This is a genomic window from Modestobacter lacusdianchii (assembly GCF_054177765.1).
Genome location: NZ_JBJJTJ010000039.1, coordinates 1 through 15203 on the forward strand (window position 1 = coordinate 1; position 15203 = coordinate 15203).

Here is a 15203-nt window from a genome sequence, read left to right on the forward strand (position 1 = left end):
TCGCCGCCGAACTCAACGGCCGACCCCGCCAGACCCTCGGCTGGCGAACCCCCGCCGAAGCCCTCAACGACCTACTCTCACCACCTCAACCAACAGGTGATGCAACGACCGCTTGAACTCACCTCACTTGATCACCGGCTGTCCCCCTGCACCAGCGTTGGTGCAGGGGGACAGCGTCTGATCAGGGGACCTGATCACCGCTGAGGGGCCGGACGGCGGTGCGGTCAGACCTGCGAGAGGGCGCCGAGCGGGCCGCGGTAGGGGTGCGCGGGCGAGCCGGTGACCCCGGTGCGCACGGTGAACAGCCGGCCGGCGTCGGGCTGGGCGGCGGCCTGCTCCTCGTCCAGCCCGTGCACCGAGGTGCTGATCACCAGCAGGTCGCCGACGAGCGCGCAGCTGGTGGTGTTCCGCACGCCCGGGACGTCGACCACGGCCAGCAGCTCGCCGCTGGGCGACCACCGCCGCACCTGGCCACCGCCCCACAACGCCGTCCAGAGGCAGCCCTCGTCGTCGACGGTCAGGCCGTCGGCGACGCCGTCCGGGTCGTCGGCGAAGTCCAGCAGCACCCGTCGCTCGCCGAAGGTGCCGGCGTCCAGGTCGTAGTCGAAGGCCCAGACCGTCTTCGCGCCGGAGTCGGAGAGGTAGACGGTGCGGTCGTCGGGCGAGAAGCCCAGGCCGTTGGAGATGGTCAGCCCGTCGAGCACGGTGCTGACCGTGCCGTCGAGGTCGAGCCGGTAGAGGCTCCCGGCGCCGGGGCGCTCGTCGAAGGCCATCGTGCCGCCGAAGAGGCGGCCGGCCCGGTCGCAGGCGCCGTCGTTCATCCGGGTGCCGCCCGTGCCCTCGGCGCCGCCCTCCCCGGTCAGCTCGACCAGCACCCGCGCCTCGCCGTCGGCGGACAGCCGGGTGACTCCCGCCCCGGCGCCCAGCAACCACCCGCCGGCGGCGGCCGGGGCGGCGAAGCCCACGGTGTCCCCGCCACGGTGCCGGGCCACGTCCACGACGTCGTCGCCGTCCACCCGGCCGCGGCGCACCAGCCCGGCGGTGATGTCGACCCAGACGAGCTCCTGGGCGGCGGCGTCCCAGATCGGGCCCTCTCCGTGCTCGGCGGCGGAGGCGCTGGCGGGCTGAGCCTGCAGTCGGATCACCGGGCCATCCTCCCCAGTACACGGGGCCGTCACACCGACCCCCGATACTCAGCCCGTGTCCGAAGCCACTGTCGACGTCGCCGACCTGCGTCCGGCCGGGGGTCCGCCCGAGCCCGACGACCGCACCGCCGAGACCCCATTGCGCGAGGACATCCGCCTGCTGGGCCGCGTCCTGGGCGAGGTGATCGCCGAGCAGGCCGGCCCCGAGGTGCTGGAGCTGGTCGAGTCGACCCGGGTCGAGGCGTTCCGGATCCGGCGGTCGGAGGCCGAGCGTGGCGATCTCGCGCAGCGGCTGGCCACCCTCGACCCGCGCAGCGCCAACCACGTCGTCCGGGCGTTCAGCCACTTCTCGCTGCTGGCCAACATCGCCGAGGACGTGCACCACGAGCGGCGCCGCCGGCACCACCGCCGCGAGGGCTCACCGCCGCAGAAGGGCAGCCTGGCGGCCACCCTCGACCTGCTGGACGACGCCGGGCTGGACGGCGACACGGTGGCCCGCGAGCTGACCGGCGCGCTCGTCGTCCCGGTGGTCACCGCGCACCCGACCGAGACCCGGCGGCGCACGATCTCCCAGGTGCAGCGCCAGGTCAGCGAGCTCATCCGCAACCGTGACGCCGACGACCCGGCCTGGTCGGCGCGGCTGTGGCGCGAGGTGCTCACCCTCTGGCAGACCGCGCTGCTGCGGCTGAGCCGGCTGCGGCTGGCCGACGAGATCGACGAGGCGCTGCGCTACTACGACCTGTCGCTGTTCGAGGTGGTCCCGGCGATCAACACCGAGCTGCGGCAGGCGCTGCAGGAGCGGTGGCCCGACGCCGACCTGCTCGGCACCCCGTTGCTGCAGCCGGGCTCCTGGATCGGCGGCGACCGGGACGGCAACCCGTTCGTCACCGCCGACGCCGTCCGCCGGGCCACCACGCGGCAGGCGGAGACCGCGCTGGGTCACCACCTGGCCGAGCTGGTCTGCCTGGCCGACGAGCTGTCGATGTCCGACCGGCTGGTCACCCCGACGCCGGAGCTGTACGCGCTGGCCCAGGCCGCCCAGGACGACTCGGTGTTCCGGGCCGACGAGCCCTACCGACAGGCGCTGCGCGGGATGTACCGGCGGCTGGCCGCCACCGCGCAGCAGGTGCTCGGCTCGGTGCCCGGCGAGCAGCCCGACGCCGCCCTCCCGCCGTACACCGCGCCCGAGGAGCTGATCGCCGACCTGCTCACGGTGGACGTCTCGCTGCGCAGCCACGGCGCCGGTGCGCTGGCCGACGACCGGCTGGCGCGGCTGCGCGACGCCGTCGAGGTCTTCGGCTTCCACCTCTGCGGGCTGGACATGCGGCAGAACTCCGCGGTGCACGAGGAGGTGCTGGCCGAGCTGCTGGCCTGGGCCGGGGTGTGCGACGACTACGCGGGTCTGGACGAGGCCGCCCGGGTCGAGCTGCTCACCGGCGAGCTGCGGCTGCGCCGGCCGCTGGTGCGCGCCGACGCCGAGCTCTCCGAGCTGGCCCGCGGCGAGCTCGACCTGCTGGTCGCCGCGGCCGAGCAGGTGCGGCTGCTGGGCCCGCGGGCGATCCCGAACTACGTGATCAGCATGTGCGAGTCGGTCAGCGACGTGCTCGAGGTCGCCGTCCTGCTCAAGGAGGTCGGCCTGCTCGACCCGGACGGCGCCGACGGGCCGCGCTGCACGGTCAACATCTCGCCGCTGTTCGAGACGATCGACGACCTGCAGGCCGCCGGCGCGACGCTGGAGGCGATGCTGGCCCAGCCGCTGTACCGGGCGCTGGTGACCAACGGGGGCGACCTGCAGGAGGTCATGCTCGGTTACTCCGACAGCAACAAGGACGGCGGCTACCTGGCCGCCAACTGGGCGCTGTACCGGGCCGAGCTGGCGCTGGTCGAAGTCGCCCGGGCGCACGGCATCCGGCTGCGGCTGTTCCACGGCCGGGGTGGCACGGTCGGCCGGGGTGGTGGCCCCAGCTACGAGGCGATCAAGGCCCAGCCGCCCGGTTCGGTCGCCGGTGCGCTGCGGATCACCGAGCAGGGCGAGGTGATCGCGGCCAAGTACTCCACCCCCGACCTGGCCCGCCGCAACCTGGAGGCGCTGGTCGCCGCGACCCTGGAGTCGACGCTGATCGACACCGAGGGCCTGGCGGACGACGCCGAGGAGACGTACGCGCTCTTCGACGACCTCGCCGCCCGGGCCCGCTCGGCCTACAGCGCGCTGGTGCACGAGACGCCCGGCTTCGTCGAGTGGTTCCGGGCCGCCACCCCGGTGCGTGAGCTGGCCGAGCTCAACATCGGCAGCCGGCCGCCGTCCCGCAAGGCGGGCGACAAGATCACCGACCTGCGGGCGATCCCGTGGGTGTTCAGCTGGTCGCAGGCCCGGATCATGCTGCCCGGCTGGTACGGCACCGGCTCGGCGCTGGAGTCGTGGGTGGGCGAGGACCCGTCGCGGCTGGCGGTCCTGCAGGACCTGCACGCGCGCTGGCCGTTCTTCCGCACGGTGCTGTCGAACATGGGCATGGTGCTCGCCAAGACCGACCTGGACCTGGCCGCCCGCTACGCCTCGCTGGTCCCCGACGAGGCTCTGCGCGAGCGGGTGTTCGGCCAGATCGTCGCCGAGCACGAGCGCACCGTGCGGGTGCTGCTGGCGGTGACCGGCGACGACCACCTGCTGGCCGACAACCCCTCGCTGGCCCGGTCGATCCGCAACCGGTTCCCGTACCTGGAGCCGCTGCACCACCTGCAGGTGGAGATGCTGCGCCGCCGCCGCGGTGGGGACGACGACGAGCTGGTCCGCCGCTGCATCCAGCTGTCGGTCAACGGCGTCGCCACTGCGCTGCGCAACTCGGGCTGAGCCTGGGTCCCGCGCTGTGAGCTGGCGACGCTGGTGCTCTGCTGCCTGTGGGGCAGCAGAGCACCAGCGTCCCGGACCCGCGTGGGCGGGCGTCCCGGACCCGCCTCGGCGGCGGTCGGCCGGATCGGGGCAGCCGGTCGGGGACGGCCCCCTGTCATGATCCACTCGTGTCTCGCCCCGCCACGACGTCGATGGACGACTGGATCGGCCTGCCGCTGCGGGCCCAGTTCGACGCCTTCCTCGACCAGCACCGAGACCTGCTGAACGCCTGCCTGGACGGGCTGACCGAGGAGCAGGCGCGTCGTCAGCTCGTGCCCTCCAAGACGACGATGCTGGGCCTGGTCAAGCACGCCACCTTCGTGGAGCGGGTCTGGTTCGACGAAGCCGTGACCGGTCGGTCCCGTGCCGAGATCGGCATCCCGGCCGGGCCCGACGAGTCCTTCGACCTGGACGAGGGCGACACCGTGGCGAGCGTCCAGCGGGCGCACGCCGAGGCCTGCGAGTCCTCCCGCCGCGCGGTGGCCGGGCTGGGCCTGGACGACCTGCTGCCCGGCAACCGCCGCGGGCCGCTGCCGCTGCGCTGGGTCTACCTGCACGTGCTGCGCGAGCTGGCCCAGCACTGCGGGCACGCGGACATCCTGCGCGAGCAGCTGCTGCGCGGCTGACCGACCCCCACCCGCTCGGCGCACCGGCCGAGAGCCGGTGCGCGGCACGGGAGGTGTGTCCACCTCCCGTGCCGGGGCTCAGGGGCGGGCGGCCTCGATGGCGGCAGCGAGCCGGCGGACGCCCTCGTCGACGTCGCCGGGCTGCACCGCGGAGTAGGCCAGCCGGAAGCTGTTGTGCCCGCCCTCGAGCAGGAAGTCGGTGCCCGGCACGATCGCCACCCCGCGGGCGGCGGCCTCGGCGGTGATCCGGGCGACGTCGTGGCCCTCGTCCTCGGGCAGCGAGACCCACAGGAAGTAGCCGCCCTCGGGACGGCGGAACGTGGCCTGCGGCAGGTGCTCGCGCAGCGCGTCGTCCAGCAGCCCGACCCGCTCGGCCAGCGCCGACCTCACCCGTTCCAGCGCCGTGGGGAACCGGTCGCCGAGCAGGTACTGGTGCACGGTGCCCTGGGCGACCATGTTCGGCGCGATGTAGGTGTTGGTGGCCCGCACCCGGATCGCCTCGATGATCGTCGGCGGCCCGACCAGGTAGCCCACCCGGATGCCCGGGCAGACGGTCTTGGAGAACGACGAGGCGTAGACGACGTGCGCGCTGTCGGCGCCGCCGTCCAGCTCGAGCATCCGCGGCAGCTGCTCGCCGCTGAACCGGATGTCGACGTACGGGTCGTCCTCGAACAGCACGAAGTCGTGCTCCCGGGCCAGCTCCAGCAGCCGCTGCCGCTTGGCCAGTGACAGCGTGTAGCCCGCCGGGTTCTGGAAGTTCGGGATGACGTGCGCCAGCGTGGGGCGCAGCCCGCCGTCCAGCAGGGCGGCGACCTCGTCGACGGCGATGCCGTCCTCCTCCAGCGTCACCAGGTGCACGTCGGCGCCGCGCGAGCGCAGCCCGAGCAGCGTGCGGTCGTAGGTCGGCCGCTCGGTGATCACGGCCGAGCCCGCGGTGGCCAGCTCGTCGAAGAGGAAGGCATCGGCCTGCATCGAGCCGTTGGTGACCAGCACGTGGTCGACCGGGACGCCGTGCTTCTCGGCGATCCACTTCCGCAGCGGCACGTAGCCGACCGCCGTCCCGTAGCCGGTCATCCCGGCCGGGTCGGCGTCGAACGCGGCGACGGCGGCCTGCTTGAGGCCCTCGACGTCGACGATGTCGGTCGACGGCGCGCCGCGGGCGAAGGAGATCATCGTGGTGGCGGGCGAGGTCTGCGCGGAGCCGGTCACACGACCGAGTCTGCCGTACGGACGGCGTCGCGGCGGTAGCGGCGGGGGAGCACCCAGGCTCCCCACACCACCAGGTACGCCAGGTAGGCGATGAGGATGACGACCGCCGTCGTCGGCAGGTGGGAGCCGGTCGCTCCTGCCGCGGCACGGGAAGCAGTCAGCGCCGCCTCGAGCGAGGGGTACGAGGGGGCGTCCGCGCCCGTCCACGATGCCGCCTCCGCACCGCCGAGCGGTCCGTACACGACCGCCAGCTCGGCGGTCAGGAACAGCAGGGTGACCGCGCCCAGGCGCACCAGGTCGGCGGCGACCATCCGGCGCCGCACCGTCTGCCGGGCGGTCGACGGGGCGTACCGCAGCGCCAGGGCGGCGCCGCCGCTGGTCACCGCCGCCACTGCTGCCCCGGCGCCGGCGGCCAGCACCACCAGGTGGTCCCGGCGCACCAGGTGCGTCACGAGCAGGTCGGCGTCCCAGCCCAGTGGTACGTACTCCGGCAGTGCCGTGCCCAGCATCAGGCAGAGCAGCGCGTAGAGCGCGCCCGCCGCGGCCAGGGCCAGCACCTCAGCCCTCCTGCGCCGCCGCGGCGGCCCGGACGGCGTCCAGCAGCTGCTGCCGGTCGTGGATGGTGGTGCGGGCCCGGCCGTGCACCGCGCCCAGGGCGATCTCCGCTGCGTCGATCGCCCGCCAGTCGGCCAGCAGCACCGGGTGCCCGCCGCGGGCGAGCAGGGTGTCGACCCAGTCGTCGTCCCCGCGAGGGCGCAGCTCCCCGGACGCCACGTCGGCCAGCAGCGAGGCGACCGTCTCCCGGGCGTCGTGCTTGTTCGTGCCCACCACGCCGGTGGGGCCGCGCTTGATCCAGCCGGCCACGTACTCGCCCCGGCTGACCGCACCGTCGCGGACCACCCGGCCGGCCTCGTGCGGCACGGTGCCGCCGTCCAGCGGCAGTCCGGGCAGCGCGTGCCCGCGGTAGCCGACCGAGCGCACCACCAGGTCGGCCGGGACGGCGTCCAGCTCGCCGGTGCCCACCGCGCGGCCGTCGGCGTCCACCGTCGTCCGCTCCACCTCGACCCCGGTGACGCGGTCGGTGCCCAGCAGCCGTACCGGCCGGGCGTGGAAGCGCAGCCGCACGCTGACCGTGCCGGGCGCGGGCTCGTGGCCGGCGTAGTCGGCGAGGGCGGCGAGGTTGCGGGCGACGTGCCGGTCCTCCGCGGCCAGGGCCGCGTCCCCGGCGTCGGTCAGGTCGGCCGGGTCGACCAGCACGGTGGCGGCGGCCAGGTGGCCCAGCTCGCGCAGCTCCTGGGTGGTGAAGCTGGCCTGCGCCGGCCCGCGGCGGCCGAGCACGGTGATCCGCTCGACCGGAGCGGCGGCCAGGGTGTCGAGCACGTGGTGCGGCATGTCGGTGGGGTGCAGCTCGGCGGGGGAGCGGGCCAGCACCCGGGCCACGTCGAGGGCCACGTTGCCCACCCCGACGACCACCACGTCGCGGGCCCGGGACACCAGCTCCTCGACCCGCGCCCGGTCGGCGTCGGGGTGCCCGCAGTACCAGGCGACCAGGTCGGTGGCGGCCAGGCTGCCGGGCAGCTCCTCACCGGGGACGCCCAGGGCACGGTCACCGGCCGCGCCGTAGGTGTAGACGACGGCGTCGACGTGCGCGCGCAGCTCCGCCAGCGACAGGTCGGTGCCGATCTCCACGTTGCCGACGAAGCGCACCCGTTCGTGGTCCAGGGTGTGGTGCAGCGTCTCGCGCAGCGCCCGCATCTTCAGGTGGTCGGGGGCGATGCCGTGCCGCACCAGGCCGAACGGGGTGGGCAGCCGGTCGATCAGGTCGACCGCGACCGGGACGTCGTCCTGGCCGGCGAGTGCGTCGGCGGCGTAGATGCCGGCCGGGCCGGCGCCCACCACGGCGACGCGCAGCGGTCGCGCGGGCACCGATGGATGGGGCACCGCTGGTTCGGCCACGCCCGCATCGTCGTCCCGTTGCCGGGTAGGCGCCAGGGTGAACCGGGCAGCCGTGCCCGACCACCCCTGAGGAGCCCTGCGTGTCCATCACCATCGTCGCCACCATCTCGCCCAAGCCCGGCCGGGCCGACGCCGTGCGGGAGGCGTTCACCGCGGCGATCCCGAAGGTGCACGAGGAGCCGGGTTGTGAGCTCTACGCGCTGCACGAGGACGGCTACGGCTTCGTGATGATCGAGCGCTGGGCCACCCAGGACGACGTCAAGGCCCACGGCGCCGGTGAGACGTTCAACGAGCTGTCCGAGAGCGTCAAGGACGACCTGACGGAGCCGATCGGCGTCCGGCTGCTGCAGGCCGTGCCCGCCGGCGACCAGGCCAAGGGCGCCCTCTGACGAGGGACCCCGGTGCCCCCTGCCCAGGCCCTGTCCCGAGCGTGCGAGGGGTGAGGAGGGCAGGGGCCTCCGTCAGACCGCCTGGCAGGTGGGGCACCAGAAGAGGTTGCGGCCGACCATGACCTCGGTGCGCACCTCGGTGCCGCAGATCCGGCAGGGAAGCCCGGCGCGCCGGTAGACGTAGTGGGCGTCCTCCCGGAGCGCCGGGCCGCGCCGGCGTTCCCGGTCGGCGCGCTCGGTGGTGACGATCCGCCCCGCCTTCACCCCGGCCCGCATCAGCACGACCAGGTCGGCCCACATCGCGGCCCACTCCTCGGCGGTGACGGCCCGGCCCGGCCGGAACGGGCTCATCCGTTGCCGGAACAGGATCTCCGCGCGGTAGACGTTGCCCACCCCGGCGAGCACGGCCTGGTCCATCAGCAGCGCGCCGATGGCCACCCGGCTGCGGGAGATGCGGGCGAACGCCTTGGCCGGGTCCGACCGGCGCAGCGGGTCGGGCCCCAGCCGGTCGAGGACCAGCTGCACCTCGCCGTCGGTGATCAGGTCGCAGGCGGTGGCGCCGCGCAGGTCGGTCCACACGCCCGCGCCGTCCTCGCCCGGGCCCTCCCAGCGCATCCGCAGCGCGCCCCGGGGCTCGGGTGGCAGCCCGGTGCCGGAGGTGAACTTCCCGTAGAGGCCCAGGTGCACGTGCACGACGTCCGGGCCGAAGAAGGCGAACAGGTGCTTGCCGTAGGAGGTGACCTCGTCGAGCACCCGGCCGTCGAGCAGCTCGGCCTGCCCGGCGAAGCGGCCCTGCGGGCTGGTCACGTGCACCTCGCGGCCGGCGAACGCGGCCTGCTGCTCGCGGGCCAGCCGGAACAGGGTGTGGCCCTCAGGCACCGACGATCACGCCGTCCAGCTTCACCCGCGCCGTCCCCGTTCGCCACGACGAGCCAGGTGACCCAGCCGACACCCCACACCGCCGAGACCGGCCGTGCCGGCCGACGTGGCCGGTCCCTCTGGCAGCGCACGTCCTGGCCCGCCTGCAGGGGCCCGCTACCGGCTCGGGAGCAGGGGGGGCAGGCCGGTCCTTGCTCAGCGGGCGCGGACGGCGGCGTAACGGTCGAGGGAGACCTGGCGTTCGTGGGCGTGGTCGACGACCGGTTCGGGGTAGCCGGCCGGGACGCCGCCGGGGGCGGTCCACGGCTCGTGCACGTGCTTCGCGTCCAGGTCGCGGAGCTCGGGCACCCAGCGCTTCACGTAGGCGCCGTCGGGGTCGAACTTCTTGCCCTGGGTGACCGGGTTGAACACCCGGTAGTACGGCGAGGCGTCGGTGCCGGTGCCGGCGACCCACTGCCAGCCGTGGTTGTTGCTGGCCAGGTCGCCGTCGACCAGGTGCTCCATGAAGTACTTCGCGCCCAGCGTCCACTCCTGGTGCAGGTCCTTGACCAGGAACGAGGCGACGATCATCCGCACCCGGTTGTGCACGTAGGCCTCACCGAGCAGCTGCCGCATCCCGGCGTCCACGATCGGGAAGCCGGTGCGCCCGGTCTGCCAGGCGCGAACCAGCTCCTCGGCGTCCGGCCCGGAGTCGTAGCCCATGCCCTGCAGTTCGGGCTTCAGGTACTCCCGCGCCGACTCGGGGCGATGCCAGAGCACGTCGGCGTAGAAGTCGCGCCAGGCCAGCTCGTCGGTGTAGCGGCGCACCGACTCCGAGCCCTGCTCGGCGGCGAGGTCGGCCAGCAGCGTGCGCGGGTGGAGGCAGCCGTACTTCAGGTAGGCCGAGAGCCGGCTGGTCCCGTTCGTCCCCGGGGTGTTGCGGCCCTCGTCGTAGCCGAGCAGCCGCTCGTCGCGGAACCGGTGCCAGGCCGCCAGCGCCGCCGCCTCACCGGCCGGGGGCAGCTGGACGCCGTCCAGGTCCGGCCGGGGCGGGCGGTCATCGGACCGCACGCCGTCCAGCCACGGGACGACGTCCGGCCGGACGGCGGGGGAGTGCCAGCCGTGCTCCCGCCAGGCCCGGGCGAACGGGGTGAACACCTGGAACGGCGTGCCGTCGCGCTTGACCACCCGGCCGGGTGCCACGGCGTACGGCGAGCCGGTGCGCACCAGCGGGACGTCGCCCAGCGCCCGCTCCACAGCCAGGTCGCGCTGCCGGCCGTACGGGCCGGCGTCCGCGGTGACGTGCACGCTGACCGCGCCCAGCTCCGCAACCAACCGGGGGAGGACGGCGGCCGGGTCGCCGGTGCGGGTGACCAGGGCGCCGCCGGTCGAGGTGTCCAGCTCGGCCAGGCAGTCGAGCAGGAACCGCCGCCGCGGCTGCCCCGACGGCCCGTACAGCCGGTCGTCGAAGACGAAGACCGGGACGACGCTGCCCCCCGGACCGGCGGCGTCGACGGCGGCGAGCAGAGCGGGGTGGTCGTCCAGGCGCAGGTCGCGGCGGAACCAGAGCAGCGCGGTGGGCACCCGGCCGAGCCTAGGAAGCCCCGGCCCCTACCGCTGGGTGATCTGCCGCTGGGTGGATCAGCTGTGCGCCGGCGCCAGGCCGAATGTGGGCCGGTCGGCCTCGGCGACGAGGTCGAGCTGCTCGGGGTGGTCGAGGAGGTACTTGCGGATGAACGAGCAGTAGGGCAGCACGTGCAGCTGCCGCTCCCGGGCGGCGGTGAGCACTCCGGCGACGAGCTGGGTGCCCAGGCCACGGCCGCCCATCGACGGGTCGACCTCGGTGTGCGGCAGCGTCATGGCGTCGCCGTCCACGTGGTAGCTCGCCAGGCCGACGACGCGCTCGCCGTCCCGGATCTCGAAGCGCCCGCGCTCGGGGACGTCGACCACCGTGATGTCCATGTGTGCTCTCCACCTCCCGCGCCTCCGGCGCCGTTGCCGGGGCTCGTACGTGCTTCGTCAAGGTAACGGTTGCGGCACGTCGTCGCCCGCATCCCTACCCACGCGTGGCGGGGTGAGGACGTTCCCGCCAGCACTCCCGCGGCGTGCCGGGTGACGCGACGGGCAGTCGCCGGAATTGTGTCACGCCAGGCCCGAAAATCGGGGTCCAGCGCTTTTCATGGAGATCACGTGAAGATCCCGTGACACGTTTCTCCACATTTCGGTCACGCTCATCGGCATGCGGGGAGACGAGCCCGTCCGCGACGTATCAGCAGGTCAGAGGGTCGGTGGTCCCGTCCGGAGCAGGTGGCCGTGGGCCGGATCGTGTTCTCTGTCACTGAGGAGGCAGATCACGACCGAGTAACAGAATGGCGCGAATTGAGCATTCAGCCATTTCTGCGACACGTGGGCTGTTAGCGTCTGGACGCCGAGATGAGAGCGGGTCCCGCCCGCCCTTCTCCTGGCTCACCGCCGGCGCACCGCGAGACGTGTGCACACACCTCGTGGCGCCGCCACCGAGCCCTGCAGCTCCTCAGCTGCCACCCGCGGCGCAGCGTGCGTCCCCCTCGCGTGCTGCCCTGCCGCCGGGTCCGAGAACGAGAACGAGAGGTGGTCCCGTGCCCGCCGTACACGCCGAGGGGCTGTTCAAGGTCTTCGGCCGGCGCACCGCAGACGCGGTGCGCCGGCTCCAGGACGGCGCCTCCGTCGCCGAGGTCCGGGAGAGCGGTGCGACCCCGGCGGTCATCGACGCCGGCTTCAGCGTCGAGCCCGGCGAGATCTTCGTCGTGATGGGGCTCTCGGGCTCCGGCAAGTCGACCCTGCTCCGGATGCTCAACGGCCTGCTGGAGACGACGGCCGGCACCGTCCGGGTCGGCGACGCCGACCTGACCGCCCTGGACGCTGCGGCGCTGCGCCGGCTCCGCCAGGAACGGATGAGCATGGTGTTCCAGCACTTCGCGCTGTTCCCGCACCGCAGCGTGCTGGACAACGCCGCCTACGCCCTCGAGGTGCGCGGCGTCGACCGCGCCACCCGCCGGGCCAGGGCGCGCGAGGCCCTCGCCCTCGTCGGCCTGGACCAGTGGGCCGACCAGAAGCCGGGGCAGCTGTCCGGCGGCATGAAGCAGCGGGTCGGCCTCGCCCGCGCGCTGGCCGCCGACACCGAACTGCTGCTGATGGACGAGGCGTTCAGCGCGCTCGACCCGCTGATCCGCCGGGAGATGCAGGACCAGTTGCTGGAGCTGCAGGCCTCGCTCGGCAAGACCATCGTCTTCATCACCCACGACCTCAACGAGGCCATGCGGCTGGGTGACCGGATCGCGATCATGCGCGACGGCCGGATCGTGCAGATCGGCACGCCCGACCAGATCCTCGAGACCCCCGCCGACGACTACGTGCGGCAGTTCCTCGCCGACGTCGACCGCGGCCGGGTGTTCACCGCCCGGCACGTGATGGCTCCGGCGCCGGCGCTCGTGGCCCCCACGGCCGCACCCGGGCAGGTGCTGCAGACGATGCGCGACCACCGCTCCGGGTCCGTCCTGGTCGGGGACGGCGACGGTCGGGTGGCCGGCGTGGCCACCGAGGACGCCGTCCGGGCGGCGGTGGCCGCCGGGGCGTCGTCGCTGGCCGGGCTGGCCCTGCTCCCATCGGTCGACGTCCGGACGACGACGCTGCTGAGCGACCTGCTCGCCCCCGCCGCCCAGGACGAGGTGCCGGTGACCGTCGTCGACGACGACGGCCGGCTGCTCGGGGTCGTCCCGCGCGGCGCGGTGCTGGCCGCGCTGGGGGGTGTGCCCACCCCGGCGCCCGTCGCCGTCCCCGACGCCCTGCTCGCGGCGGGCGCGACCGCCATGCCCATGGCGGAGGCCGTCCGTGGCTGAGCCCGTGCTGCACGCGGCCGAGGACACCGCCCTCCCGCGGATCCCCATCGGTGAGTGGGTCGACACCGGTTTCGACTGGGTGACCGACAACTTCGAGCCGGTGCTCGACGCGATCAGCACCGCCAGCGAGGCCGGGGTCGAGGGCCTGCGGGACGCGCTGCTGGTGCTCCCGCCGATCGTCTTCGCGGTGCTGCTGGCGCTGCTCGGCGGCCTGGTGCGCTCGGTGCGCTTCGGCGTCGCGTCGCTCCTGGGCCTGCTGCTGGTGATCAGCATCGAGATGTGGGAGCCGGCGATGACCACGCTGGCCCTGGTGCTGGTGTCGGCGCTGATCTCGGTGGCGATCGGCGTCCCGGTGGGGATCGCCGCCGCCAAGAGCGACCGGGTCAGCGCCGTCGTCCGGCCGGTGCTGGACTTCATGCAGACGATGCCGGCACTGGTCTACCTGATCCCGGCGGTGACCTTCTTCGGGATCGGGATCGTGCCCGGCGTCGTCATGACGATCATCTTCGCGCTGCCGCCGGGGGTGCGGCTCACCGAGCTGGGCATCCGGCAGGTCGACCCGGAGCTGGTGGAGGCCGGGCACGCGTTCGGCAGCCCGCCCGGGCGGATCCTGCGCGGGATCCAGCTGCCGCTGGCCCTGCCGACGATCATGGCCGGCGTCAACCAGGTGATCATGCTGGCCCTGTCGATGGCCGTGATCGCCGGGTTCGTCGGCGCCGGCGGGCTGGGTGGCCTGGTGGTCACCAGCATCTCGCGGCTGGACCTCGGTCTCGGGGTGGAGGCCGGTCTCTCGGTCGTCATCCTCGCCATCTACCTGGACCGGTTCACCTCCGCCTTCGGCCGGCAGCGGGGGCCCCGTCGCTTCCCGTCCCTGCTCAGCCGCGGCAGCACGGCCACCGGCGGTGCCCCCGACGCGGGCGGCTCCGCGCGCACCGAGCAGAGCGCGTCCACCACACCTGCCCGGTAGCCGACCGGCGCGGCCCGACCGGGCCGTCGTCGCGGAGCCGGAGCACCGAACGGTGCGCGGGGCAGTCGACCGCCACCTGACGTAGGAGAGGAACCACCACCGATGAACAAGCACCTGACCAGCCGAGGCGCCCGACTGGCCGCCGGCCTCGCCGCCGTCGCCCTGACCGCCACCGCGTGCGGCGGGGACGGCGACGAGGAGACCGGCGCCAGCGGCGGGACGTCGTCCGGCGGCGCCTGCGACACCGTCGACCTGGGCTTCATCCCGTCCTGGACCGACGGCCTGAGCATGGCCTACCTGTGGGAGAACGTCCTCGGCGAGCAGGGCATCGACGTCGAGATGACCGAGATCGCCGACGCCGCGCCGCTGTACGCCGGCTTGGCCGGCGGCGACGTCGACGTCTACCCGTCCGCGTGGTCGGAGGCCACGCACGCCGACTACATGGAGGAGTACGGCGACCAGGTCGAGGACTTCGGCGCCTGGTACGGCGGTGCGCGGCTGACCTTCGCGGTGCCGGAGTACACCGACATCGAGTCGATCGCCGACCTGGCCGGCAACGCCGAGCAGTTCGACGGCCGGATCGTCGGCATCGAGCCCGGCGCCGGGCTGACCCGCACCACGCGGGAGAGCGTCATGCCGGCCTACGAGCTGGAGGGCGAGTACACGCTCGTCGAGTCCTCCACCACGGCGATGCTGGCCGAGCTGCAGGCGGCCACCGACGCCAACGAGGACATCGTCGTCACCCTGTGGCGGCCGTTCTGGGCCAACAGCGAGTTCCCGGTCAAGGACCTGGCGGACCCCGAGGGTGCGCTGGGTGAGGCCGAGGGTCTGCACACCCTGGCCCGGGAGGGCTTCTCCGACGACTGCGGCGCCATTGCGTCGATGATGGAGAACCTGGAGCTGACCGACGAGCAGTACGGCTCGCTGGAGAACATGGTCGTCAACGAGTACGGCGAGGGCCAGTACGCCGAGGCCGTCGACGCCTGGATCGAGGAGAACCCAGACTTCCTGGAGTCCCTGCAGAGCTGACCTCTGCGATCGGATCACCCGAGGGGCTCGGCGGCGCGTGCCGTCGGGCCCCTCATGGTGTCCGCTACCCTCTCGACGGCAACCGGGCCGGCGCGCAGCGGCCCGGTGGTGGTGCGACCAGCGCCGCCACAGCCCCCGTAGCTCAGGGGATAGAGCATCGGTTTCCTAAACCGTGTGCCGCAGGTTCGAATCCTGCCGGGGGCACCACACGCTCGCAGGTCATCGGCCGTTGCGCGCCGTGGAGCCGGCCGACGACCACCGC

The 15203-nt window shown here is 73.8% G+C and carries 13 protein-coding genes and 1 tRNA gene; 7 read left to right on the forward strand and 7 right to left on the reverse strand.

Features of this window, described 5'->3' with window-relative positions:
- Positions 1-224 precede the first annotated feature (224 nt).
- Entirely contained in the window at positions 225-1145 is a 921-nt protein-coding gene (locus ACJTNH_RS19050) for an SMP-30/gluconolactonase/LRE family protein (RefSeq protein ID WP_458178534.1), read from the reverse strand.
- Positions 1146-1200: 55 nt separating this feature from the next.
- Here ACJTNH_RS19050 and ppc point away from each other — a divergent pair, with 55 nt between their 5' ends.
- Positions 1201-3990, forward strand: coding sequence for a phosphoenolpyruvate carboxylase (gene ppc, locus ACJTNH_RS19055; protein WP_458178536.1), 2790 nt, complete (start codon positions 1201-1203; stop codon positions 3988-3990).
- A 167-nt stretch (positions 3991-4157) separates the two neighbouring features.
- Positions 4158-4655 (forward strand): DinB family protein, encoded by a 498-nt coding sequence (locus ACJTNH_RS19060; RefSeq protein WP_458178538.1) that lies wholly within the window; start codon positions 4158-4160, stop codon positions 4653-4655.
- A 78-nt stretch (positions 4656-4733) separates the two neighbouring features.
- On the opposite strand, the gene ACJTNH_RS19065 is transcribed toward ACJTNH_RS19060, so the two are convergent.
- Genes ACJTNH_RS19065 through ACJTNH_RS19075 form a run of 3 tightly spaced genes read right to left on the reverse strand, consistent with a single transcriptional unit; the run spans position 4734 to position 7790 of the window.
- A complete protein-coding gene (locus tag ACJTNH_RS19065; protein WP_458178540.1) occupies positions 4734-5864 on the reverse strand; it encodes an aminotransferase-like domain-containing protein in 1131 nt (376 codons plus the stop codon).
- Positions 5861-6421, reverse strand: coding sequence for a hypothetical protein (locus ACJTNH_RS19070; RefSeq protein ID WP_458178542.1), 561 nt, complete (start codon positions 6419-6421; stop codon positions 5861-5863). Before ACJTNH_RS19070 ends, ACJTNH_RS19065 begins: the two co-directional genes overlap by 4 nt.
- Before the next feature lies 1 nt (position 6422).
- Complete coding sequence (locus ACJTNH_RS19075) at positions 6423-7790, reverse strand: FAD-dependent oxidoreductase (protein ID WP_458178544.1); 1368 nt, start codon at positions 7788-7790, stop codon at positions 6423-6425.
- A gap of 110 nt (positions 7791-7900) precedes the next feature.
- Here ACJTNH_RS19075 and ACJTNH_RS19080 point away from each other — a divergent pair, with 110 nt between their 5' ends.
- A complete protein-coding gene (locus ACJTNH_RS19080) occupies positions 7901-8209 on the forward strand; it encodes a putative quinol monooxygenase (RefSeq protein WP_458178546.1) in 309 nt (102 codons plus the stop codon).
- 72 nt (positions 8210-8281) lie between these two features.
- Here ACJTNH_RS19080 and ACJTNH_RS19085 read toward each other — a convergent pair whose 3' ends face one another.
- From ACJTNH_RS19085 to ACJTNH_RS19095, 3 genes are all read right to left on the reverse strand, one after another.
- Positions 8282-9088, reverse strand: coding sequence for an Fpg/Nei family DNA glycosylase (locus tag ACJTNH_RS19085; RefSeq protein ID WP_458178548.1), 807 nt, complete (start codon positions 9086-9088; stop codon positions 8282-8284).
- 195 nt (positions 9089-9283) lie between these two features.
- Positions 9284-10651 (reverse strand): cryptochrome/photolyase family protein, encoded by a 1368-nt coding sequence (locus ACJTNH_RS19090; RefSeq protein WP_458178550.1) that lies wholly within the window; start codon positions 10649-10651, stop codon positions 9284-9286.
- A 57-nt stretch (positions 10652-10708) separates the two neighbouring features.
- Positions 10709-11029 carry a GNAT family N-acetyltransferase gene (locus ACJTNH_RS19095; RefSeq protein ID WP_458178552.1) on the reverse strand — a complete coding sequence of 107 codons (321 nt, stop codon included), beginning with the start codon at positions 11027-11029 and terminating at the stop codon, positions 10709-10711.
- Between the two features lie 656 nt (positions 11030-11685).
- Here ACJTNH_RS19095 and ACJTNH_RS19100 point away from each other — a divergent pair.
- From ACJTNH_RS19100 to ACJTNH_RS19115, 4 genes are all read left to right on the forward strand, one after another.
- Positions 11686-12945 (forward strand): quaternary amine ABC transporter ATP-binding protein, encoded by a 1260-nt coding sequence (locus ACJTNH_RS19100; protein ID WP_458178554.1) that lies wholly within the window; start codon positions 11686-11688, stop codon positions 12943-12945.
- Positions 12938-13912, forward strand: a complete 975-nt coding sequence (locus ACJTNH_RS19105) for an ABC transporter permease (protein WP_458178556.1) — start codon at positions 12938-12940, stop codon at positions 13910-13912. The genes ACJTNH_RS19100 and ACJTNH_RS19105 overlap by 8 nt, the downstream gene beginning before the upstream one ends.
- A gap of 102 nt (positions 13913-14014) precedes the next feature.
- Positions 14015-14941 carry a glycine betaine ABC transporter substrate-binding protein gene (locus ACJTNH_RS19110; RefSeq protein WP_458178558.1) on the forward strand — a complete coding sequence of 309 codons (927 nt, stop codon included), beginning with the start codon at positions 14015-14017 and terminating at the stop codon, positions 14939-14941.
- Between the two features lie 131 nt (positions 14942-15072).
- Positions 15073-15148: transfer RNA gene (locus ACJTNH_RS19115), tRNA-Arg, on the forward strand.
- Positions 15149-15203: the final 55 nt, after the last annotated feature.

Excerpts from the sequence above, each read along its gene's own strand:
- ACJTNH_RS19110 (WP_458178558.1), top strand. The coding sequence starts at position 14,015 with ATGAACAAGCACCTGACCAGCCGAGGCGCCCGACTGGCCGCCGGCCTC.
- ACJTNH_RS19095 (WP_458178552.1), bottom strand. The coding sequence starts at position 11,029 with ATGGACATCACGGTGGTCGACGTCCCCGAGCGCGGGCGCTTCGAGATC.